21 protein-coding genes are annotated in these 21,930 nt (G+C 36.3%); 7 read left to right on the top strand and 14 right to left on the bottom strand.

The features are described 5' to 3' along the window. The first annotated feature begins 27 nt into the window (after positions 1-27). Positions 28-639: an FUSC family protein gene (locus IGL32_RS07600; protein WP_002365791.1), complete on the top strand. Its 612-nt coding sequence runs from the start codon at positions 28-30 to the stop codon at positions 637-639. Between the two features lie 40 nt (positions 640-679). Here the strand turns inward: IGL32_RS07600 and IGL32_RS07605 are convergent, their stop codons facing one another. Then, the gene (locus tag IGL32_RS07605; RefSeq protein WP_002357159.1) at positions 680-1,561 is read right to left on the bottom strand and encodes an ROK family protein; all 882 of its coding nucleotides are present in this window, start codon (positions 1,559-1,561) and stop codon (positions 680-682) included. Positions 1,562-1,563: 2 nt separating this feature from the next. Next, complete coding sequence (gene yidD / locus IGL32_RS07610; RefSeq protein WP_002357157.1) at positions 1,564-1,866, bottom strand: membrane protein insertion efficiency factor YidD; 303 nt, start codon at positions 1,864-1,866, stop codon at positions 1,564-1,566. Positions 1,867-2,043: 177 nt separating this feature from the next. Between yidD and IGL32_RS07615 the strand changes: the two genes are divergently transcribed. Then, a complete protein-coding gene (locus tag IGL32_RS07615) occupies positions 2,044-2,196 on the top strand; it encodes an SPJ_0845 family protein (RefSeq protein WP_002362024.1) in 153 nt (50 codons plus the stop codon). A 16-nt stretch (positions 2,197-2,212) separates the two neighbouring features. Here the strand turns inward: IGL32_RS07615 and yihA are convergent, their stop codons facing one another. Both yihA and clpX read right to left on the bottom strand, forming a co-directional pair. Further along, entirely contained in the window at positions 2,213-2,794 is a 582-nt protein-coding gene (yihA, locus tag IGL32_RS07620) for a ribosome biogenesis GTP-binding protein YihA/YsxC (RefSeq protein WP_002357155.1), read from the bottom strand. A 97-nt stretch (positions 2,795-2,891) separates the two neighbouring features. Beyond that, on the bottom strand, positions 2,892-4,145 hold the full coding sequence (gene clpX, locus IGL32_RS07625; RefSeq protein ID WP_002357154.1) for an ATP-dependent Clp protease ATP-binding subunit ClpX: 1,254 nt from the start codon (positions 4,143-4,145) through the stop codon (positions 2,892-2,894). 191 nt (positions 4,146-4,336) lie between these two features. Between clpX and IGL32_RS07630 the strand changes: the two genes are divergently transcribed. Further along, positions 4,337-5,365 (top strand): lactonase family protein, encoded by a 1,029-nt coding sequence (locus tag IGL32_RS07630; RefSeq protein WP_002366856.1) that lies wholly within the window; start codon positions 4,337-4,339, stop codon positions 5,363-5,365. 90 nt (positions 5,366-5,455) lie between these two features. Here the strand turns inward: IGL32_RS07630 and IGL32_RS07635 are convergent, their stop codons facing one another. From IGL32_RS07635 to rihC, 3 genes are read right to left on the bottom strand one after another with little or no spacing between them, the layout of a single operon-like run. After that, on the bottom strand, positions 5,456-5,932 hold the full coding sequence (locus tag IGL32_RS07635) for a GNAT family N-acetyltransferase (protein ID WP_109537957.1): 477 nt from the start codon (positions 5,930-5,932) through the stop codon (positions 5,456-5,458). A gap of 11 nt (positions 5,933-5,943) precedes the next feature. Beyond that, a complete protein-coding gene (gene dcuC, locus IGL32_RS07640) occupies positions 5,944-7,317 on the bottom strand; it encodes a C4-dicarboxylate transporter DcuC (protein ID WP_002360057.1) in 1,374 nt (457 codons plus the stop codon). A gap of 16 nt (positions 7,318-7,333) precedes the next feature. After that, positions 7,334-8,287, bottom strand: a complete 954-nt coding sequence (gene rihC / locus IGL32_RS07645; protein WP_002383111.1) for a ribonucleoside hydrolase RihC — start codon at positions 8,285-8,287, stop codon at positions 7,334-7,336. A 146-nt stretch (positions 8,288-8,433) separates the two neighbouring features. On the opposite strand from rihC, the gene IGL32_RS07650 reads away from it, so the two are divergent. Continuing rightward, positions 8,434-10,347 carry a PfkB family carbohydrate kinase gene (locus IGL32_RS07650; RefSeq protein ID WP_167591366.1) on the top strand — a complete coding sequence of 638 codons (1,914 nt, stop codon included), beginning with the start codon at positions 8,434-8,436 and terminating at the stop codon, positions 10,345-10,347. 118 nt (positions 10,348-10,465) lie between these two features. Next, entirely contained in the window at positions 10,466-11,974 is a 1,509-nt protein-coding gene (locus IGL32_RS07655; protein ID WP_002369204.1) for a helix-turn-helix domain-containing protein, read from the top strand. A 316-nt stretch (positions 11,975-12,290) separates the two neighbouring features. Here the strand turns inward: IGL32_RS07655 and IGL32_RS07660 are convergent, their stop codons facing one another. From IGL32_RS07660 to IGL32_RS07690, 7 genes are all read right to left on the bottom strand, one after another. After that, complete coding sequence (locus IGL32_RS07660) at positions 12,291-13,136, bottom strand: hypothetical protein (RefSeq protein WP_085443801.1); 846 nt, start codon at positions 13,134-13,136, stop codon at positions 12,291-12,293. Next, complete coding sequence (locus IGL32_RS07665) at positions 13,129-13,656, bottom strand: 5-bromo-4-chloroindolyl phosphate hydrolysis family protein (protein WP_002393600.1); 528 nt, start codon at positions 13,654-13,656, stop codon at positions 13,129-13,131. Before IGL32_RS07665 ends, IGL32_RS07660 begins: the two co-directional genes overlap by 8 nt. 283 nt (positions 13,657-13,939) lie before the next feature. Continuing rightward, positions 13,940-14,659, bottom strand: coding sequence for an MIP/aquaporin family protein (locus tag IGL32_RS07670; protein WP_002357140.1), 720 nt, complete (start codon positions 14,657-14,659; stop codon positions 13,940-13,942). A gap of 7 nt (positions 14,660-14,666) precedes the next feature. Continuing rightward, the gene (gene glpO, locus IGL32_RS07675; RefSeq protein ID WP_078130955.1) at positions 14,667-16,496 is read right to left on the bottom strand and encodes a type 1 glycerol-3-phosphate oxidase; all 1,830 of its coding nucleotides are present in this window, start codon (positions 16,494-16,496) and stop codon (positions 14,667-14,669) included. Positions 16,497-16,516: 20 nt separating this feature from the next. Then, positions 16,517-18,022: a glycerol kinase GlpK gene (gene glpK / locus IGL32_RS07680; RefSeq protein WP_002357138.1), complete on the bottom strand. Its 1,506-nt coding sequence runs from the start codon at positions 18,020-18,022 to the stop codon at positions 16,517-16,519. Positions 18,023-18,298: 276 nt separating this feature from the next. Then, the gene (locus IGL32_RS07685; RefSeq protein ID WP_002383114.1) at positions 18,299-19,765 is read right to left on the bottom strand and encodes a helix-turn-helix domain-containing protein; all 1,467 of its coding nucleotides are present in this window, start codon (positions 19,763-19,765) and stop codon (positions 18,299-18,301) included. Further along, complete coding sequence (locus IGL32_RS07690; RefSeq protein ID WP_156210010.1) at positions 19,755-21,089, bottom strand: FAD-dependent oxidoreductase; 1,335 nt, start codon at positions 21,087-21,089, stop codon at positions 19,755-19,757. The genes IGL32_RS07685 and IGL32_RS07690 overlap by 11 nt, the downstream gene beginning before the upstream one ends. Before the next feature lie 179 nt (positions 21,090-21,268). Here IGL32_RS07690 and IGL32_RS07695 point away from each other — a divergent pair, with 179 nt between their 5' ends. Continuing rightward, the gene (locus tag IGL32_RS07695; protein ID WP_002357135.1) at positions 21,269-21,625 is read left to right on the top strand and encodes a hypothetical protein; all 357 of its coding nucleotides are present in this window, start codon (positions 21,269-21,271) and stop codon (positions 21,623-21,625) included. 33 nt (positions 21,626-21,658) lie between these two features. Beyond that, on the top strand, positions 21,659-21,820 hold the full coding sequence (locus IGL32_RS07700; RefSeq protein WP_002357133.1) for a hypothetical protein: 162 nt from the start codon (positions 21,659-21,661) through the stop codon (positions 21,818-21,820). The last annotated feature ends 110 nt before the right edge of the window (positions 21,821-21,930 follow it).

The following is a 21,930-nucleotide window of genomic DNA, read 5'->3' on the forward strand; positions in this document are numbered from 1 at the left end:
AGAAAAGTTATTTAGGAGCGAATATTTATGATAGTGGGTCGATTTCGTTTAGGCATGCGAACGTTAAAAACAGCAATTGCTGTCATGCTGTGTATTCTTTTATTTCAATTTTTCCATCGTGGCTCACCTATGATTGCCTGTTTAGCAGCTGTTTTTTCGCTAAGACAAGATTTAAATACCAGTTTGTCTTTTGGAAAATCGCGCATTATTGGAAACACATTGGGTGGCTTTTTAGCTTTGCTTTATGTATTAGCACAAGATTATTTTCCTAATCAACACTTAGTAGAATTACTGCTACTACCACTTTTAGTCATTATCGTCATCGTTGTTTCTGATGGGATTAATAACAATGCTGGAATCATTTCTGCAACTGCGACACTTTTAATGATTTCTTTAAGTATTCCGCAAAGCGATTCCTTTCAATATGCAATGGAACGTGTGTTGGATACATTCATTGGGACCTTTATAGCGATTGGTTTAAACGTCTTTTTACAACCTAAGCCAGCAGAAGAAGCCCATGAAATTTCTGAAGATTTAGCTGAATTAGAAAAGAAAGAAAAAGAACTAGAAGCTTTACGCCAACAAGTTCAAGCGCGGATTGCTGCAGAAGAAAACACTGATGACAAGGCAAATAAATAAAGAAACAGCCGATTGAAGAGAATAACAATCGGCTGTTTCTTTATAGTTCCCAATTCGTTTTTGCTTGAAAGTTGGCGGCTGCGCCAATCAAGTTGGCATCATTTTGATAATGGCAGGTCACGATTTCTGGAACAAAATCTTTTAATTCAAAGGTTTGTAAATGCGTTAGCATCCGGCGATTAATCTCTGCTAATAAGCCTTCTTTAGCAGAAACACCACCTCCGAGTACAATCATTTCAGGATCATAAGAAAACTGTAAGCCGAATAATCCTTGTGTTAAATAATCATAAAAATTATTGACTTCTTCGCGAGCAATCTCATCCCCTCGTTGTGCCAGTTCAAAAACTTCTTCTCCTGTCACCGCCTGTTTTTCGACTCCAATTCGTTCACAATAGCGCTGAGCCATTTTGACAGCTGTGCCAATTTCACTGAATGTTTGGCCATTACTTAAAAAGTTCAGTCCAAACTCGCCTCCATATAAATGAGCGCCTTTGTACAATTCACCATTGCGAAAAATCGCTCCGCCAATTCCTGTCCCAATAACGACAAAAAGCACTTCTTTTTTCCCTTTCGCCGCGCCTTCATATATCTCAGCTAAACCAGCACAATTCGCATCATTTTCGATAGTCACTGGTAAGCCAAACAACGCTTCTAATTCTTCATAAATGTTAAAATGATGAATATATGGAATGGCGGAAATCCCTAAAATCTGTTGACTTTTTTCGTCAACTACTCCAGGTGAACTAAAAGCAACACCACTAATCGACTCATTTCTTTTGTCTGCATAAATCGAATATAAATGCGCTTTCATTTCTTCCCAAGAGCCAGGTGTTGGAAAGCTCCCTTGATTTGTTAATTCTTTGCCTGTCCAAACGCCGTATTTCACGGAAGAACCGCCAAGATCAAATGCTAAAATTGCCATATTTATCCATCCTTTTCTACTTCTGTTTTCTTATTTCTTCGATACGTATACGGTCCATGATAGGTCTCATCAGGATTTTTCGTCAAGCGAAATTTCAACGGAACATAGTCAATGCCGCCTTTAACAAAAGGATGACATCGTAAAATCCGTGCTACTCCCATCGTTGTTCCTTTGACACTTCCATGTGTATGAATTGCATCAATCATATATTGTGAACACGTTGGGTAATAGCGACAACGTGCAGGCAATCCTGGAGAAATAAATCGTTGATAAAAACGAACACCGCCGATTAACGGATTTTTCATAAAGTGCCTTCTTTCTAACTAATTCTTACTAAAGAATAGCTTGTTTTTTCATGTTTGGCAAGTCCTAGTTACGAGAAATTACACTAGACCCAACTATGACGAATTCTTACATTTCTGTTGCTATCCAAATGAAAAAAAACGTGCTACACTATAAAAAAAGGAATGGAGGCTTAGTAAATGGGATTAAAATTTGAACGTTCCAATGACTTAGATAAACTCTTCGATTCTTTCGCCGTTGATCCATTAAAGAAAGAAGTACCTCTTGAAGAACTGGCAAAACAACGACAAGAAGCAAAAAAAGAAGAAGCAAAAAAACAAGCAAAAGAGTAATTTTGCTTGTTTTTTTCTATAGAAATTTTTCAATTGCTGTCCAAGCTGCTTCTTTTCCTTCTTTTGTTTCAGAAGAGAAAATAATAAAGTCATCTTGTTTATCAAAATTCAAGGCTTTTTTGATGACACTCTCGTGTTTGTTCCATTTGCCCCGCGGAATTTTGTCTGCCTTAGTTGCCACAATAATAACTGGCAAATCATAGTATTTCAAAAATTCATACATTTGGATATCATCTTGGGTCGGCGGATGACGTAAATCAATTAAAGAAACGACTGCACGTAATTGCTCACGTTGCGTGATATACGTTTCAATCATTTTTCCCCACTTCGCACGTTCTGTTTTAGAAACTTTGGCATAACCATAGCCAGGAACATCCACAAAGTGTAAGGCATCCTCAATTAAATAAAAATTTAGCGTTTGCGTTTTACCAGGTTTGCCTGAAGTTCTTGCTAAATTTTTACGATTAATCAAGGTATTAATAAAAGATGATTTCCCAACGTTCGAACGTCCAGCTAAAGCAATCTCTGGTAATTGAGATTCAGGATATTGTTTAGGGGATACCGCACTAATCACGATTTCTGCATTATGTACGTTCATTGTTTTCCTCCGTTCTTCTATTCAGTCTTTCATTCAAAAGCTTAACAAAAACAGCTCTTTCGGAGATCCGCCGAAAGAGCTGTTTTCAGCTTCAATCTTATACAGCTTCTTTATCTTTTTTGTTATAAATAATTGTTGGTTTACCGGTACCTTCAGCGGCCATTTTAGTAATGATAACTTTTTCAATGCTTTCATCTGAAGGAACATCAAACATTACGTCCATCATAATTTCTTCAATGATTGAACGAAGTCCGCGTGCGCCAGTATTACGTTCAATGGCTTTGGCTGCGATGGCTTTTAATGCTTCTGGTTCAAATTCTAATTTAGTGTCATCAAGAGACAATAATTTTTGATATTGTTTCACCAAGGCATTCTTCGGTTCTGTTAAAATTCGAACCAAGTCATCATTCGTTAATTTATCAAGCGCAGCCATTACAGGTAAGCGTCCAATAAATTCTGGAATTAAACCAAATTTCAATAAATCTTCTGGAATAATATGTTGCATGATGCTTTCTTCTTCATTTAAAGCAGAATTAGTTTTACCAAAACCAATAGTTTTTTCGCCTAAGCGGTTTTTAACAATGGTTTCAATTCCATCAAATGCTCCACCAACGATGAAGAGAACATTCGTTGTATCAATTTGGATAAATTCTTGATGTGGATGTTTGCGGCCCCCTTGTGGTGGTACACTTGCAACTGTTCCTTCAAGAATTTTTAGTAAGGCTTGTTGAACACCCTCACCTGAAACATCTCGAGTAATCGAAACATTTTCACTCTTACGGGCAATTTTATCAATCTCATCAATATAGATAATGCCCTTTTCCGCACGTTCAACATTATAGTCAGCAGATTGTAGTAATTTTAAAAGGATGTTTTCAACATCTTCCCCTACATAACCTGCTTCTGTTAAACTGGTCGCATCAGCGATTGCAAAAGGTACATTTAATGTTTTTGCTAACGTTTGAGCCAAGAAAGTTTTACCTGAACCTGTTGGTCCAATTAAACAAATGTTACTTTTTTGCAATTCAACGTCATCTTGAGTTGCAGCTGTTTCTGATTGATTCACACGTTTATAGTGATTGTAAACAGCAACAGAAAGTGTGCGTTTTGCACGTTCTTGTCCAATAACATATTCATTTAAAACATTTAAAATTTCTTGGGGTTTTGGTACATCCGTTAATTCTCGGACTGCTTCATCATAAAATTCTTCATCAATAATCTCTTTACATAGATCAATACATTCATTACAAATATAGACACCCGGACCAGCAACAATTTTTTTTACTTCTTCTTGTGTTTTCCCACAAAATGAACAACGAACGGTCCCGTTATTATCCGTATTGTCGTACATGTTCGTCACCCCTCTAAAAATCAAAAAATGACTGTCATCACAGTCTCTCATCATAATAGCACAAACCACTTTAAAATGCGAACATCTCAGATAGAAAGTTTTATTGTTCTTAGACTTCTTATGGTATACTACATTATATAAAAGCACTTTCATAAAAAGTGATTGTGTTGAAACAAATTGGAGGAATTGTGATGTTAGAACAAATTTTACTAGGTACCTATACTCGAAGAGCCAGCCAAGGCATTTATAAAATTGCATTAGATACGACACAAGGTCGTTTAACAGAAGCGACACTTTTGTTAGAAGAAACGAGTCCTACCTATCTTGCTCTGAGTCAAAAGGGCGAACTTTTTAGCGTCACTAGTGTTGACGGTGAAGGTGGCACTGCCGCTTATCAACCAGAAATGGACCATTTTAACTTATTGAATAAAGTAACTGAGGAAGGTGCGCCGCCATGTTATGTAGCTGTTGACGAAAACCGACAACTTGTCTATGCAGCAAATTATCACCAAGGTATCGTTCACGTGTATCGTATCTTAGAAGATGGTTCTTTGGAAGATGCTGACAAAGTGATTCATACAGAGCCAACTGGTCCTCATGAAAACCAAAACAATGCCCATGTTCATTACACAGATTTGACGCCTGATCAACGCTTAGTCGTCTGTGATCTAGGAACCGATCGTGTGTATACGTATAATGTTAGCTTAGATGGAAAGCTTTCTGAAATCGCTCAATTCGTGACTGAGCCAGGGACTGGTCCACGTCATTTAGTGTTCCACCCAACAAAATCATTGGCTTATTTATTTGGTGAATTAGATAGCACTGTTTCAGTTCTTTCATATGATGAAACAGATGGTTCTTTCACTGAATTACAAAAGGTTTCTACTTTACCTGCTGATTATGATGCGTTTAATGGTGGTGCTGCAATTCGTATTTCTTCTGATGGCCGTTTCCTTTATGCTTCAAACCGTGGCCATAACTCGATTGCTGTCTATGCTGTTTCAGAAAACGGCGAAGCGATTGAACGAATTCAATTAATTTCAACAGAAGGCGATATTCCAAGAGATTTCGATTTAGATCCTTCTGAAGATTTCGTTGTTGTCGCTAATCAAGACTCTGATAATTTAACACTTTATCGTCGGAACCAAGAAACTGGCTTATTAGAAATGATTCAAAAAGATGTTGCCGTTCCCGAATGTGTTTGTGTTTTATTTGTATAATTAAGTTGACTATTTCCTTGGAAAATAACAGGAGTCAGATGCTAATTAATGTTTGCATCTGACTCCTGTTTTCTTATTTTAAACGATGGATTAGTTCTCCAATTCTTTAACGTATAAATAAAAAGAGCCAAAGTCTAAGCGATTCATTTGTAAAGATTCATGAATTTTTGTGAACCCTTTACTTTCGAAAAATCGAATCATTCTATGGTTTGTATGATTAGTTTGAGCATACATTTTACGTCTTCCTTCCCAGACTGCTCGTTTCTCCAATTCATGGAACAACAAACTGCCATAACCCTTGGCAATATAATTAGGCGAAGTTGCAAAGCGCTTTAACCAAACAAAGTCTTGTTCCTGCTCCATACATAACGTTGCCATTGAAAAAATCATTTCTTCGTGCACTAGCAAATACAATCGTTTTTTTGTAATGTCTTCTTGAATATCTCCTTGAGAAGGATAGTCCTTTGTCCACTGTGTAATGCCCACAACATCCATGTATGCCTTTACTTCTGTTAAAAATGGAAAAATCATCGGTAACTCTTTCTCATCAGCTACTCTAATTTTCATTGTTTATTCTCTTAATAAGGTAACAATAGAATCGACAAGACAATCACACTAATAATGCCAATGATGGTCGGTACACTCGTCCGTTTTAAAATTCTGATGGGACTAACTCCTACTGTTGATGCGACAATCATGACAACTGCTGCTACAGGAGAAATCGTTCTAGTTAAATTCGCAATCATCTGCATTGGCAAGGAAATTAAAATACCATCAATCCCAGCTTTTTCGGCAATCCCAGGGATTAGTTCGATAACCGCATAAAACATTGCCAGACCACCACCGCTTAAAATTCCAAAAAGGGTCGTTGCACCGCTGAAAATTAAGGTCGTAACGATTCCTGCTGAACTTGATGCTTCGACAGATGCCATAATACTATCAATAATTCCTAACGTTTGAATCGCAGACGTGAACAATGAACCGCCTACGACAAGCATCACAACTTGACTAAACCCTTGCCCCATTCCTTTAAACATCTCGACAGCCGTATCTTGAACCTTTTTAAAAGATTTCAAGCGAAGCGTCTCAACCAATACTGCAATGAAGAAAGAAATAAATGTAAGAACAAAAATATCCATCGTTATTCCTTTAATAAACATTCCTGCGATTCCCACTCCAACAATTAATAATAGCGGTAATATTGGCAATATTGCATAAAATTTAGGAACATCAAATTCTTTTTGTTTGCTTAAGCCCTCTTCATTTAATGAAACATAGGCAGCCTCACCTTCTTTTTTATCGCAGTATTTTTGCCAGAAGTACTGTGCAACCGCAATGATTAATAACGATGGCAGCGAAATTTTGGCATTCCATACAACATAATTTAACACATCATAACCAAGGGTATTTGCGGCGATTACGTTATCCGCGCCTAAAGGTGTTGGCATGATAGTTGCCGTCATTGCAATCACACCTGCAGCAGTTAATGATGAAATCCCCATGCTGGCTAGCATCGGATATAATATAGACATTAAAATAATCGCTAAGCTTGATGCACTAGGAACTACTAGTGACATTAAATTTCCAATTAAAAAGACCACAGGGACAAATAACGATTTACGTTTAATCTTCATTAATGGTTTCACCAAAAAGTTGACAGCCATCTGATTGGCCCCGATTGCATTCATATAGCCTGAATAACCAAAAAGAATCATAATTACAATTCCTGCTGAACTCACTTGTGCAATAATTGTATCTTTAAACTTCAAGAAAATATCAAATAATCCAAAACCGGTTCCTTCTCCTGCAGGATAAATGGGATGTCCTAACATCCATGCACATGCAAGTAGAACAAGCGCACCAATAATTAAGCTGAGTGCGGGATGATAATTTTTTACAATCAAATAGGCTACAACAACTAAAACGACCAATACCAATAAACTTTCAATCATACTTATCCTCCTTCAGTTAATTAACCGCTTTCATTTTTTCGACAACCCATTTTTGAAAAGCTTCAACATTTACATCTATACAGGCAACAGCATTCGTGTTTTTATGATACTTCATTTTTAAATCCGCAACAGTAGCTCCCGCAGCTGGACCTTCCAAAGCAACTTCAATGAACGTTTCAGTTGTCTCAAATAATTCTGGTGAAGTTAAATAGGCAATCGCACAGACATCATGCATTTTCAAACCTGTAGTTAAACTGCCGCCTCTATAATGACGGAAAAGACCATAAAACATTTCCCCAACTCTACCAAGCGCTCTGATGGCTGTTACTTCATGATTCGTTAACACAGCTTGACTTGTAACATCTAATCCTACCATTGTTAGCGGGACACCTGATTGGAAAACAATTTGTGCAGCGTGTGGATCGACATACGTATTAAATTCGGCACTTGTATTTGTATTTCCCCTTGCTAATGAGCCACCCATCATGACGATTTCTGCAATATTTTCTTTGACTTCTGGATAGAGGGTCAGTAACAAAGCAATATTCGTTAATGCAGCAATTGGAACAATGGTCAAAGGAACATCACTAGACAGAATTTCTTTTCGCATAGCTTCCACTGCATGAATATCTAAACACGTAGAGATAGGTTGCGGAAACTCAAAGCCATCCATGCCAGTCTCCCCATGAATCTCAGCAGAATCTTCCAATTGAATAAGTAACGGACAATTACACCCCTTGGCTACAGGAACCTTTTTCCCAAAAAAATCGACAAGTTTCAAAGCATTATTTGTTGTTTTTTCTACATCTACATTCCCTGCAACCGTCGTTATTAAGCGAACTTCTAGGTTAGGATGATTCAGTGCAATCGCTAAAGCTACAGCATCATCAATTCCTGGGTCCGTATCAATAATGATCGGTCTTTTCTTTGTATCCATTTTTCTTCCTCCATTCACATTTAGGAAAAACATTTCCGGAAACGTTTTCTTAATTTGAGATTAACAGCGCTTTCATTAAAAGTCAAGCAGAATTTCTAAATAATAAATAATTAGGCTTTTTCTTGACTTTCTGCTTTTAGAATGCTTACTATAAAAAAGAGTTCAGTGAAAGGACGAAAATGATGAATATTAAAGATATTGCAAAATTAGCTGGCGTTTCCGCTTCAACTGTATCCAAAATTATAAATAATAAAGATCAAACTATTAGTAAAGAAACCCGTGAGCGTGTCTTAAAAATCGTTCGAGATTACAACTACACACCTTACTCAGCAAATCTCGTCACAAATAGTACTACAAAAACCTTCGTGTTATTATTAAATAGCCATGAAACTTTTGAGGCTTGGGTTACGAGCTTTATTGATAAAGCTCAAGAAAATGGCTATAGCTGCTTGATTTTAAATAGTCACGGTAGTTTAGAACAAGAACTGAAAAATATTACCTCGCCAACTTTAAAACAAGCCAGTGGCATTATTTGGGACCCAATCAATGAAAACAGTAAACAATACGCGAAATTTATAGAAGAATTAACGATTCCTTACTATTTCGTCAATCACTCAACTAACGAATTGCCTTCTCTAGCGAGGCTTTATGAAGAAGCTAGTTATGTTTTAACCCGAGAATTATTACAGAATAACCATAAAAAAATTAGTTATTTCGTCACTAACCCAAAATATAAAGAAGCAATTATTGCAGGCTATAAAAAAGCCTTATTTGATGTCAATTTACCCTTTAGTAAAGAAAATATTTTAACTACTATCCCTGCTGATTTCAGTAATCAGCTTATCGCAGATGGGATTACGGGTATCCTTACCGATGACTATACCCAGGCTGTTTTTTTGGAACAGCTTTTAAAGCAGAGCGGTTTGCGAACCCCCGATAATTACTCTTTACTCGCAATTAAGCGAAAAATTGATCGTTCATTTTTACCTGATCATATTTCTTCCGTCTTATTAGATACAGAGACGTTTGGTAGCAAGTTAGCCTTATTATTGCTTAACAAACGCAAAGAAAAAACAGCCTTGATTAATGAGGCTGAAAAATTGGTGCTAGATCACAAAAATACATTAGGCATGTCTAGTGTTAATCCACATAGCAAAATGATTGTAGTGGGTAGTTTAAACGTTGATAATTATCTGTATTCAACAAATTTACCACATAACGGCAAAACAAATTTTTTGTCTAGCTATGCTAAATTCCCCGGCGGAAAAGGATTAAATCAAGCTGTTGGCTTAACCAAACTGGGCCATCAGGCCACCTTAATTGGTTGTTTAGGCTCAGACACAGATGCGAATTACTTATATAAAGAATTAGAAAAATACCACGTTACGACAGATGGTATCACACGTATTCAAGATACTGAGACTGGTCAAGCTTATATTTATGTTGAGACAAGCGGCGACTCCATGATTTCAATCTTACCTGGTGCAAACACAGCGCTTACACCTAAAAAAATCGCACAGCAAAAACACCTATTTATGGATGCCAGTTTTTGTCTCATTCAAACAGAAATTCCTTTGTCTGCTGTAGAGAAAGCTTGTGAAATTGCCCAACATTCAGGGGTACCGATTATTTTAAAACCAGCTGCTATTCATCATATTCCAGTGAATATACTAGAAAAGGTTGATTTTTTCATTCCCAATGAAGATGAATTATTGGAACTTCAACCAGATACTGGTACATTAGAAGAGAAAGCGGCGTACTTCTTAGAAATGGGCGTAAAAAATGTCATTGTTACTTTAGGAAAAAAAGGCGTGTTATTAAAAACACCCCAAGTGTGCCACTATTTCCCTGCAACAGAAAATATAGCTGTGGATAGTACTGGTGCCAGTGACAGCTTTATCAGCGCGCTTGCCTCCTATCTTTCGAAAGGTTATCCGACTGAAGCAGCCATTCAAATAGCAATTCAGGCTGCAGGATTTTCAGTTTCTAAAGAAGGGGTGATTGATTCTTTAGTTGATCACGTCACTTTGGAAAATTATTTGATAAAAAAAGAACCCGCTCTTTTTGCTCATCGTAACACCTGTGTCGACTGACACAGGTGTTTTCCTGCTGAATATCTTGTTATTTTCTCATAAACCAATGAGAATTGTTCTTTTTTATTACAATTTATTAGGCGAACTATTATAATAAAAGAGAAGTTATAACTAAGGAGTGAGTCTCATCAAAACACAAGATGCCATAAAAACATTTTTACTTTCAAAGAAAACACAAAAAAAATTGGCTGTCTTTTTATACTTAGCAAAACAAACGAACCTTGATTTATCTAGTGTTGCCCGAAAATTCGATCTTTCTACTAAAAATTTATCAATTTATCTTCGTGAAATTCAAGAAGACTTAGCAACCCTTCCTGAAAATACCTTAGAGATTCAGATCCATCACGGAAAAATTTCATTACATACGACTTCCAATGATTTTCTTTCCCACTATTTTTTATTATTTAATTATTACTGTGTCCATTCTACTGACTTCATTCTTTTTCAAGCAATTATCAAAAAAGAAAACAATTCTGTCTGGAAAGTGAGTCAAGAAACTAATTTTAGCTCATCTTACATTTACAAACGGTTAAATAACATTAATAAACTATTTGGTTTGTATGGAATTTCCGTCCATTTTTCCCCCTCGGCGAGTAAAGTGATTACAGGTTCTGAATTTCAAGTTCTATATGCTTTTCTTGATGTCTACTGGACCATCTTTTTAAATACCTTAGCCTTACCACGTTATACCTCTACTTATTTTGAAGATATACTGACGCAACATATTAAACCAGAAATTCTTGAACGCTTGGAACACGCTTCTCTACTAAAATTAAATTTACTTTTACACATCGCAAAATATCGCTTTCCATATACTTGTGAAGATGATCTCCAAAAAGAATTTGAAGAACATCCTTATTTAAGGCTTTTCTCAGACTCAAAACAAACTATTTTTTGTTCCCAATCAAATTTTTCAGAAGATCAACAGCGGGTTGTAGATATCATTGCACCCATTGCCATTGATAATTTTGATTCAGCAAAACGAGCCAAAGATTTACTGGCTGCTCTAAATGAAATTTCTTGCCCAGAATATTTCTACGTTGATTCTTTATTAACCAATTTTTGCGAAGTTTTTCAAATTCCAAAAATGCGTGAATTTGATCGTCATTACTTCTTACTTATTTTATTTAAAAATATTATCTATAACCAATTATTTATTTCACAGCAACCAAATACCGCAATTCTAGATTTTTTAGTCAATAAAAATAGTACTTATCAAAAAGATTTACAGAAAGAAATTTATGCTTTTTATCAAAATTTTTCAGCGCATTCCTCTTATCAGTTAAGATTTAAGGATCAGGAGAACCCAATTTGGACATGTGAATTGTTGTTACGAATTTATAAGCACTATAGTCCCCGCAAAAAAATTAAAATTGGTGTTGCATATTCTCGCGATTTTTACATTGCTAGCTTTATTATGATGAAAATCAAGCAAGCATTTAGTGAGGATATTATTTTTGAACGAACCGATTTTTCTAGTTGTGATATTGTGATTACTGACTATCCCTTATTTGATTTACCAAAAGAAATAGACCGAATTTACATTTTAGAAGAAGAATTAACCCGAGAAGATTGGGAACTAATTTTCAGTAAAATAAGTATCGCCATTTTTGATTTGCAATATTAAAACAAACACCACAAGCGCTAACTTGTCTCACCAACCATAATGAAAACAAGCGACCTACAAACCACTTCTGCCAGTTTTAGTCTGACAGAAAATAGTTTGTAGGTCGCTTGTATATTGCTGTTCTTTTCTACGTTACCTTCAAAGACAATCTAGTAAGTGGGTACACGTCGTACTTCAGTCCTTAAAGTACTACGGTTCCACCGCTGATCAGTTTTTAAGCCTGCGACAAAAATCCAAAGTGTTTTTTGTCGCAGGCTCTTACATTTTTTCAACAAAGATGTTACTAGGCGCTACTTGAAGCTGAAAACTATTTTCTCTATCGAGATTCCTCATCAGTAGACTCAAATTTAAAACTTTTTTCTATAAAAGCGACTTCTTTTGCGTATGTTTTTACAAAAGAAGAATAGTCTTTGGGATCTTTGACCTTTTCCAATTGGTCAACAGAGACTTCTAATTCAAATCCTGTTCCATCTTTAAAGAGATAATATTTTGAGATGTCTGTATATGCTTGATTCCGTTTTAAAATATAGCCGGTTTGTACATCAGCAATTTTATCAATTGGGTATGCTTTGATAAACTCTTTACTTGTATCCAAATAATCAGAAAGACTGTTGACAAGATTGCCAGAAAGGTACATACCTGCCGATGTATAATAGTCTCTTTTTTCATAAAAACTGATATTGCCTAGATATTTTGTATCTGGATACTCCTCTGTAGAAGGTAAAATTAAAAAGTTCTTTTTTCCACTGGTTTCAATATCGGCATCGCCGATAATTTCTATTTGGTAGCCTTGATTAAATAAAAGTTTATTTTGTTCTATTGTGACTTTTAGTGGTTTTTCTAAATCAACAGGTCCAGTTGTGGTAAGTCCAGCTTCTTTTAAAGGATAAACATCTTCTGATGAAGCGGAGTAATCCCAATAATCATCTTTCTCCGTAAAATCAATATATACTATAAAGCCAATTGCTACAGCAATGCCTATCCAAATAATTTTTTTGTTCTTTTTTTGTTTTTTCTTTTTTTTCGTCTGTGGTTTTATCACTTTTTTATTGGGGTTAGGAAGTTGCTTTGCTGTGTCTGTTCTTGTGACAGGAAAAAACGACCATTTTGGCTTTTGAAAAAGCGCATCATATGTATCATAAAAATTCTTTTGTTTAGCCATTTTTTCTCTCCACTAATTTTTTTGATAAGGCAATTTCCTCAGATGCTTCGGAGACTAATTTTTCGTAATCATCTGTGATACTTTCCGACAACACTCTTATGGTACTTAAGATACCATTGGTTGCAAGTGTTATTTCTTCTGTTGACAATTTATCTTCTTTAATGCTTAAAAACCGTTCTGATGCTCGTAAAATCTCTGGTACCTTATGATATAAAAAATCACTAAAATGAGTAATTGCTTCAGGATACTTCACTAAGTGTTTAAAGATGCCTTTAGCGGAAGCAACACCCAGTTCTACTTGTTCAATTTTTTTTAAATTTCGTGACTTATTCGTTAGTTCGTTTAAATAAATAATTTGTTTTTTTAATTCGTCCATAATTCTTTGGTACATCTCTAGGTCACTGTCCGTTAGATGGTGCGTCGTTTGATATTTTTTTAGATTTTTTTTATAACGGAAATACGTACGACCATTTCTATAAATAACCCAACCAATGTACCCAGTCCCCACTAACAAAACCATTATCCCATTCAAATCATGTACTCCTTTTTAAATTAGTATATATTACTGAACACATTGTCCAGCTTAAAATTGACAAATAAGTATGAAATGTTACTCCTCCAATTACTTGTGCACTTTTATTGTATCATATAGGAAAATTGTTCTGTTCCGCATTTGGACAAATTGTCTAAATGTCTAAGGAAATCTTTTTTGGTTTAATATGTAGCAAAAAACACTTGCAAGAATTGATTACTTCTCACAAGCGTTTTTTATTGTCTAAAACAACTATTTACATTTCATTTTATTAAATAGTGAATAAATAAATTACTGCAGCTAATGAAGCCCCTAAGATAGGTCCCACAATTGGCACCCAAGAATAAGCCCAATCAGAATCACCTTTTGTTTTCACAGGAATAATTTGATGCGCTAAACGAGGTCCTAAATCACGTGCAGGGTTAATTGCATAACCTGTAGGTCCGCCTAATGATAGACCTAGTCCTAAGACCAAAATCCCAACAAGCATTGGGTTAATGCCAGCCGCTAAGTCGTTTTGAGAAAAGGCTAGTAAGCCAAAAACCAAGACAAATGTGCCGATAATTTCTGTTAAAACATTGGCTGGATAGTTACGGACAGCTGGACCAGTGGCGAAGGTTCCTAAAATAGCACCTTTGTCTTCTGTAATGTTCCAATGGGGTAAATAAGCTAACCAGACAACTAAACCACCAATAAAACCGCCTAGGACTTGAGCTACGATATAAGGTAAAACCATGCCCCATTCAAAGTTTCCAGTAATTGCCATCGCAACTGTTACAGCAGGATTTAAATGCGCTGGACTCATATACCCAGACATGTAAACAGCTAATGTAACAGCAGCGCCCCAACCTAAAGCAATAACGACCCAACCAGAAGCAAAGGCTTTGCTTTTCTTCAAGTTAACTGCGGCACAGACGCCATCCCCTAGTAAAACTAAAATCATCGTTCCGAAAAATTCACCGAATAATTGTGTCATCATCGAAGTTCCCATTTTTTCTTCACCCTACTTTCAAATTTTTTAAATCTGATTCTTCAATTACTTTTTCTAATGTTTCAATGTGTCGTGCTCTTTCTTCCGCTGTCCATTGATAATGCTGTGCCATTTCTTCAATGACTCCCGCTTTCACTTGGTCCAAACGATCACGCATAAATAATAAGTGGTTGGTCCGTCGCAATAAAAAGTCGACGGGTGTTAAAGCCATTTCTTCTTCCATCGCATAGTTTAAAGAGACAGTTTCTGTTAAGGTTAAACCAGGAATTACTTTGGCATCATCAATCATTTCAAAAACAGTTGGTACGTTGGAGCCATATAAATGAGCTAAGTATAGTGCATCCTTTTCACTTAACCCTTTAGATACGCCATGTTTTGCCAACGCTTCTAATTCTTCGTCTACCGTTGCAGGGTTCAATTTCCCGCCTGAAACTGGATAGTTTTTAGAATCAATTAAGGTGAATTCTTTCTGGTATTCTTCTGCTAAGATGGTTTGAATCATTTTCATCGCACCTTCTGCCATTTTACGATAATCTGTTAATTTCCCACCAGCCAAAGTGAGCAAGCCATCCGCTGATCTTTCCAATGAGCTGCCTCGAGAGACAGCTGAAGGATTGACTTTATTTTCCACCAAACTGTCTTCTAGATGGTTTAGGACTTCTTCAATTTCTCGTTTATCTGTTTTGTTTTTTTGGTATCTGTCAACGACATCAATGACTTCATCAATACTTTTATCTGAAAGTTTGCCATTGTTTCCCCCGTTATAATCTGAGCCACCGTTAGCAGAAATTAAAGGTCGCAATCCAGCCCAGCTGGCTTCAATATCATCAATTGTCAATTGTACCTCTGGATAACGATTATTTACTACTTCCAATAGGTAATCCACATCACTTTGTTCTACTGTTGGATGTTGAAAGTCTCCATGGTAATCTGTATCCGTCGTCCCAAAATATGTTTTTTCTTCTCTTGGAACAACGAAGACCATGCGGCCATCTTGTTTACCTGTATCAAAATACGTTGGTTGAGGAACATTTAAACGGCTTTTGTCGACAACTAAATGAACCCCTTTGGTTGGACGCATTTGTGGTGTAAATGAATCATTTTTGTTTAAGCCTCTTAATTTATCTGACCAAGGACCAGTAGTATTAATCACAACATCTGCGTGAATCTCAAACTGTTCGTCAGTTAGTAGGTCCTTTGCTTGAATACCAGTAATTTTACCTTCATCATTGTATAAAAAGCCCACCGCTTGAACCCGACTCACAGCATGTGCCCCGTCAGCTACTGCTTGTTTAATATTTTCAATAACTAAACGAGCATCATTATTTCGGTAATCTAAATAAACACCGCCACCTTGTAGACCTTCACTTTTTAGTTGTGGCTCACGTGCCAAAACCTCGTCTTTTGTTAACAAATAGTTGGCGTACTTGGTACCTGTTACATCAGCTAACTGATCATATAAATCCATTGCTATTTTGACAGAAAATAGATTAAATGTTGCATTTGGCTCATCATAAATCGGCAATAACATGGGATCCGCTTTAGGGATGTGTGGCGCAATGGATTGAACGACAGCTCGTTCTTTCACTGTATCTGCCACCACCTCCACGTCAAACGTTTTCAAATAGCGGATACCACCATGAACTAATTTGGTTGATCGTGAAGAGGTGCCCTCTGCGAAATCCTGCATTTCAATTAACCCTGTCTTCATTTTAGCGGCACTGGCTTGCAGGGCAACGCCTGCGCCAGTAATGCCACCACCAATAATTAAGACATCTAAGTGTTGTGTTTTTAAAGCGTCGATTGATTGTCGGCGTGTTTCTATTGAGAAAGTCATAGAAAATTCCCCTTTTCCATTTACTTATTTTTACGTTTGAATTGTTGGGTAGCTGCTACTGCTTGTTGCCAACCTTCATATAAATCTTCTCGTTCTTCTTCCGCCATAATTGGTTCAAATTGTTGTCCTTCTTCTTGGAATGCTTTGATTTCTTCTAAGTCTTTCCAGAAGCCAACCGCTAAGCCCGCCAAGAAAGCTGCGCCTAAGGCCGTTGTTTCTAAGTTATGGGCTCTTTGAACAGCAGTGTTTAAAATATCTGCTTGGAATTGCATCAAGAAATCATTGTTTGCTGCTCCACCGTCTACTTTTAAGACGGGAATATCTATGCCTGTATCTTCTTTCATCGTGTCAATAATGTCACGAACTTGATACGCAACTGCTTGAAGTGTCGCTTTGACAAAATCTTCTCTCGTGGTACCGCGTGTTAATCCAAAGACAGCCCCACGCGCTTGTGAATCCCAATATGGTGCGCCCAAACCAGTGAATGCCGGAACCACATAAACTTCATTGTGCCCTGTTGACGCTTTGGCTACTGCTTCAGATTCAGCAGCCGTTTGCAACATTTTTAAGCCATCTCGTAACCATTGAATCGCTGAACCAGCCACGAAGATACTTCCTTCCAAGGCATAATATACTTTGCCGTTAATGCCATAGCCAATAGTGGTAAGCAGATTATTTTTAGAAAGTTGAGGTTCTTCGCCAGTGTTCATGACAATAAATGAGCCTGTTCCATAGGTATTTTTAACCATCCCAGGTTCAAAGGCCATTTGACCAAATAAGGCGGCTTGTTGGTCACCAGCCATCCCAGCGATAGGAACTTCACTTCCGTAAAAATGGTAATTTTTTGTTAATCCATACACTTCAGAGTTCGAAACGACTTTCGGTAACATCACTCGTGGGATATTTAAAAGATCCAAAATTTCTTGATCCCAATCTAAATCATGGATATTAAACAACATCGTCCGACTTGCATTTGAATAATCAGTGACATGAGTATCTCCCGTTAATTTCCAAACGAGCCAAGTGTCAATTGTCCCAAACATCAATTCTCCATTTTCTGCACGTTCTTGCGCACCTTCTACGTGATCTAAGATCCAACGAACCTTCGTTGCTGAGAAATAAGCATCAATGATTAACCCAGTTTTTTCATGAATCATTTCGCTGTAGCCATCTTCTTTTAGTTGATCAGCAATAGGTGTCGTTTGGCGTGATTGCCAAACAATTGCGTTATAAATGGGTAACCCAGTTGCTTTGTCCCAAACAACGGTTGTTTCCCGTTGGTTTGTAATCCCAATTCCGGCAATATCTGTAGGTTTCACTCCTGACTCAATTAAAGAACCTGCAATAACGGATTGAACAGAATTCCAAATTTCATTGGCATTATGTTCCACCCAGCCTGCATTAGGAAAATATTGAGTAAATTCCTTTTGTGAACTACCAATTTTGTTTCCTTTTTTATCAAAAATAATTGCACGAGAACTAGTCGTTCCTTGATCAATCGCCATAATGTATTTTTCTTCTGCCATGATAATTCCTCCTAAACGTTTTTGAAATCGTTTTCTTTATGTCCCTATCTTACAAATAAAAGAATAACTAAACATGTCAAAAACTTTTTTTATTTTAAAAAAATTGAAAGGATTTCTACTAAAACCAACAAAGACAACGCTTTCAATAATACTTTTATTATCTCTAATTTTTCAATAAAAAGAAACATTTTTGTTTAAAAAAGCCTAATTTTCGACTTTTAATTGTAAAAAGGCTGGTGCGAGGATCAGACAATTTCCGTCACACCAACCTTTTGTTTATTTCTCCCGCAAGGTGCGTATTTTCTTTTTTAATTGTTGCACATCATAGGTCGAACTTAATTCTGACAAAACATAGACTTCCGGTGTTCCTTGATAGCTCGTTTGCTGATAATTGGTCACAATTAAATCATATGTTTGTTCAGGCTGATACCTCTCCACCAGCGTGCCATTCATATTTTTAAGACTAAGCATTAATACTTGTGTTAACGCCGCTTGATAAAGAGCATCCATTGCTAAATGAATTCCAATTTTTATTTCACCAATCATTTTAAATTCAATTAATGCCAACACGCTTAAATATTTGACCAGAGAAAGTTCATGCAAACTATCTCCTGGTTGATACGTTTCATCAAAACAAGCTAAAGCTTTTTCTAATAACGTTGTTGAAAAAGAAGCTAATTCCCGACTAGATAATTGCTGTTCTTTTTCCCAGATATGGGCCCGATCAAAGACTTCCAATTCTCCTTTAAAAAAATACAGTTTTCCATGAATTTGTGAAAAATAGTAAGCCATGGTTTTCTCAAGAGTAGGTTCAAATTTATGGGGCCGATAATACAAGACCACATTTTCCAAGATAAACGTATCAGCTAAAGAAACAGCGGAACGACGTCCCCGAATTAAGGAATATTCATCAAAAGCTGATTCTGGTAAGACCGACATTGTGATTAGAAAAACAAAATGAATCATGCTTTCTCCTTCGTCTAATTCTAATGAATAGCGACTAGAAAAACGGAAAAACAATTGTCGGACTTGCTTAAATAACGGATCTTCTTTAAAATCAATCATTTTCTTTCTCAATTGTTGATATTTTTTTGAAGTGACCGCTAGGCGCTTTTTCGTAATACTCAACCAAAGGCTAACTTTTAACGCATTATGTTCATTAAAAGTAAAACCTAAGCCAGTCTCAATCCCTTCAATTATCCGTTTATTTAACGGCGACATCGTTTTTTTCTGGTGTATTTCATAGGGAGTAATATACCAATACAACTGAAAGTAAAAGTAACGAATCTGCAATTCTTCTCCCTGTAGTTGTCCATTTTTTATTTGCAAATCAAAGACGGCTAACAATTGATTGAGTTCCTTAATCTTTCGAAATAAAGAAGACTCACTAATCATAAATTTAGTCGTTAATTGAACAATAGAAAACTCTTTATTACGATATAAATAATCTAAAAGTTGAAATTTAAGAGACTCTTTTACAAATGCTTCAATTAAATGATTCAACGAAAAAAAATCCGATAAGGTGATTGATAGCTGTTGGCCATCATAAGTAAGCTGACAATCCTGTCCAAAAGGTTTCAAAAAATAATGTAAATCCTCTAAGTCTTTTTCAAAGGAGGCTTTTGTGACCGCTAAAAATGCTGTTAAATCAGAGACTGAGCAGGTGCCGCCTGCTAAGATGGTTTGTTGTACCGTTAATAATTGTCGCATCGCTTTCTTTTCTAATAATGTCTCAACTTTCATCGTTCTCTCTCCAATAAGCCGAAGCACCCATCAAATTTGTAATATCATAAATATTGGTTAAGGAAGGTTGATAAAAATAATCTTTTTGTAATAGGTCTGTCAGTGTCTGACCTGTTTGGATACTTAATGCTAAAGTATTTATTTTTTCTAAACAATTGTTTTTTGAACAAAGCTGTGCACCAAGGACCCGTTGCGTCACTTTATCATAGATTAATTTGCCTAAAATTTCTGTCCCATGTTGTAGAGGCGGCGCTGGCTGTCTAACAATTATGGAAGCAAGTGTTTGCGGAAAAAATAAACCTTCCGTTTCGGTTAGACCTGTACTAGCAAGGTAATAGTCCCCCACTTTTGTTCCCATTGTTCGCAAAGAGCCAATGAATCGGTGTGTTTTTTCTTCTAAATTGTTGGCGACTACTAAGCCAGTTCGTACCGCATTGTTCACTAACGGAGCATAAAAAGTTTCCGCGACTGGTTCATTCATAACTGAAATGCAATCACCGATGGCAAAAACATTCGGCACTGAAGTTTGTAAATAAGCATCCACCGCGATTGTCTGATCCAGATTCCGTTGAATTTTTTTATCCAAATAGGCTAATTGAGGATGTAAGTTTAAAGCAAAAATCCCACTGTCACAAGAAATTTCCTGCTCGCTTGTTTCAAGAACAATACCATTTGCTGTTTCTTCAATTCCTAGGACCGTTTCTTCAAAATGGAAAATTACTGCTTGTTTTTCCAAAGATTTTTGAACTTCTGCGACCATTTCTTTATCAAAATATTTAGGCAATAGATTTTCCAAGCTTTCAAAGACATGGACCGTTTTCTTCATTTTCACAAGAAAATCAATAGCTTCCATTCCAATGGGTCCTGCACCAATGACAGCTACTGTCTGGCTTTTTTCCAGTAATGGAACAGCCGCTAAAGCACCTGATAAAAATTTATATTTGAGTAGTTTTTCTGTTTGACTACCACGAATTTGCGTGGAAAACTGGCTTGCGCCTGTCGCTAGAATCAATTTATCATAAGAATACCACTGTTGCTCTTCCTTTTGTGCCCAAGCAATCAATTGGTTCTCAACATCCATTGCTACAACTTCTCTATTTAAAAGCAACTGAATCTTTTGACGACGTAATTCCTCTTCCGTTATGTAACGTGCTTCGTGTAATTCATTGATGGTATGATTAAAATACGCACTTAAGCCACCAGATAAATACCCCACTGTTGCTTGTTTATCAATTAAAGAAATTTCTGCTTGGGGATATTTTTTCCTTGAAGCAATTGCTGCGGAAATACCTGCGAATGATGCACCAATAATCACAATTTTCATTTGTTTCCTCCTCTGTCAGGACCTACTATACTTCTCTCAGTTTATCATGATTAAAAAGAATGCTAAAGCAACAACTATAGTTTTCCCTTAAAATAATTATTTTTGCTGAGCGCATTGCTTTTCAAGCACTTTCATTTTCATTTATAATAAATGTTACTACTGTTTGAGGAGGAGTTTTCATGTCTGCAACAAAAGAGCAATTGGAACTATTTTTATTTTATTTATCTGAAACCCATACAAAAAGTTTATCTTTACATGACTTAGTTACAAGTCGACCACGCCCAGAGGAAGCGCGTATTTTATTAAATATTAACGAGGTTTTCACTTACTATCATAGCGCTCGTGTTCTCTACACAAGTGTTCCTGCTCTTGAAAACAACAAGTCTGAGCCTTTTTTCCAAGCCTTCGAAAATTTTTATTTTGAATTAAAACAACATTTTTTCAATGAAGAAGATGAAACCAATCAATTGAATGAACGTCTAGAGGAAATGAAAATTGCCTTTGAACAATTGACGGATGACTACAATGTTCTATAATAGAAGAGAACAATTCGTTGAGAAGGGGTCCTTATGAAGCAAGAAGAAGTGATTGAACGTTTAAAAGAAGAATTAAATTTGCCATTTTTTAATGGTACGCTAGAAGAAAAGAACTATTCTGAAGCAGATTATCAACAAATCAAGAAAGAGTTAATTCAATACTTTGATGATTATGTGCGAAATGTTGAAAATTAACAAGCTAAAACAACCTTTGATTTTAATAAAATCAAAGGTTGTTTTATTATTAAATAAAAAAATAACAAAAAAACCACCGGCAGTTTTGCCGATGGAAAAGGAGTATTTAC

The organism is Enterococcus sp. AZ035 (genome assembly GCF_050548325.1).
Taxonomy (GTDB): Bacteria; Bacillota; Bacilli; order Lactobacillales; family Enterococcaceae; genus Enterococcus; species Enterococcus faecalis.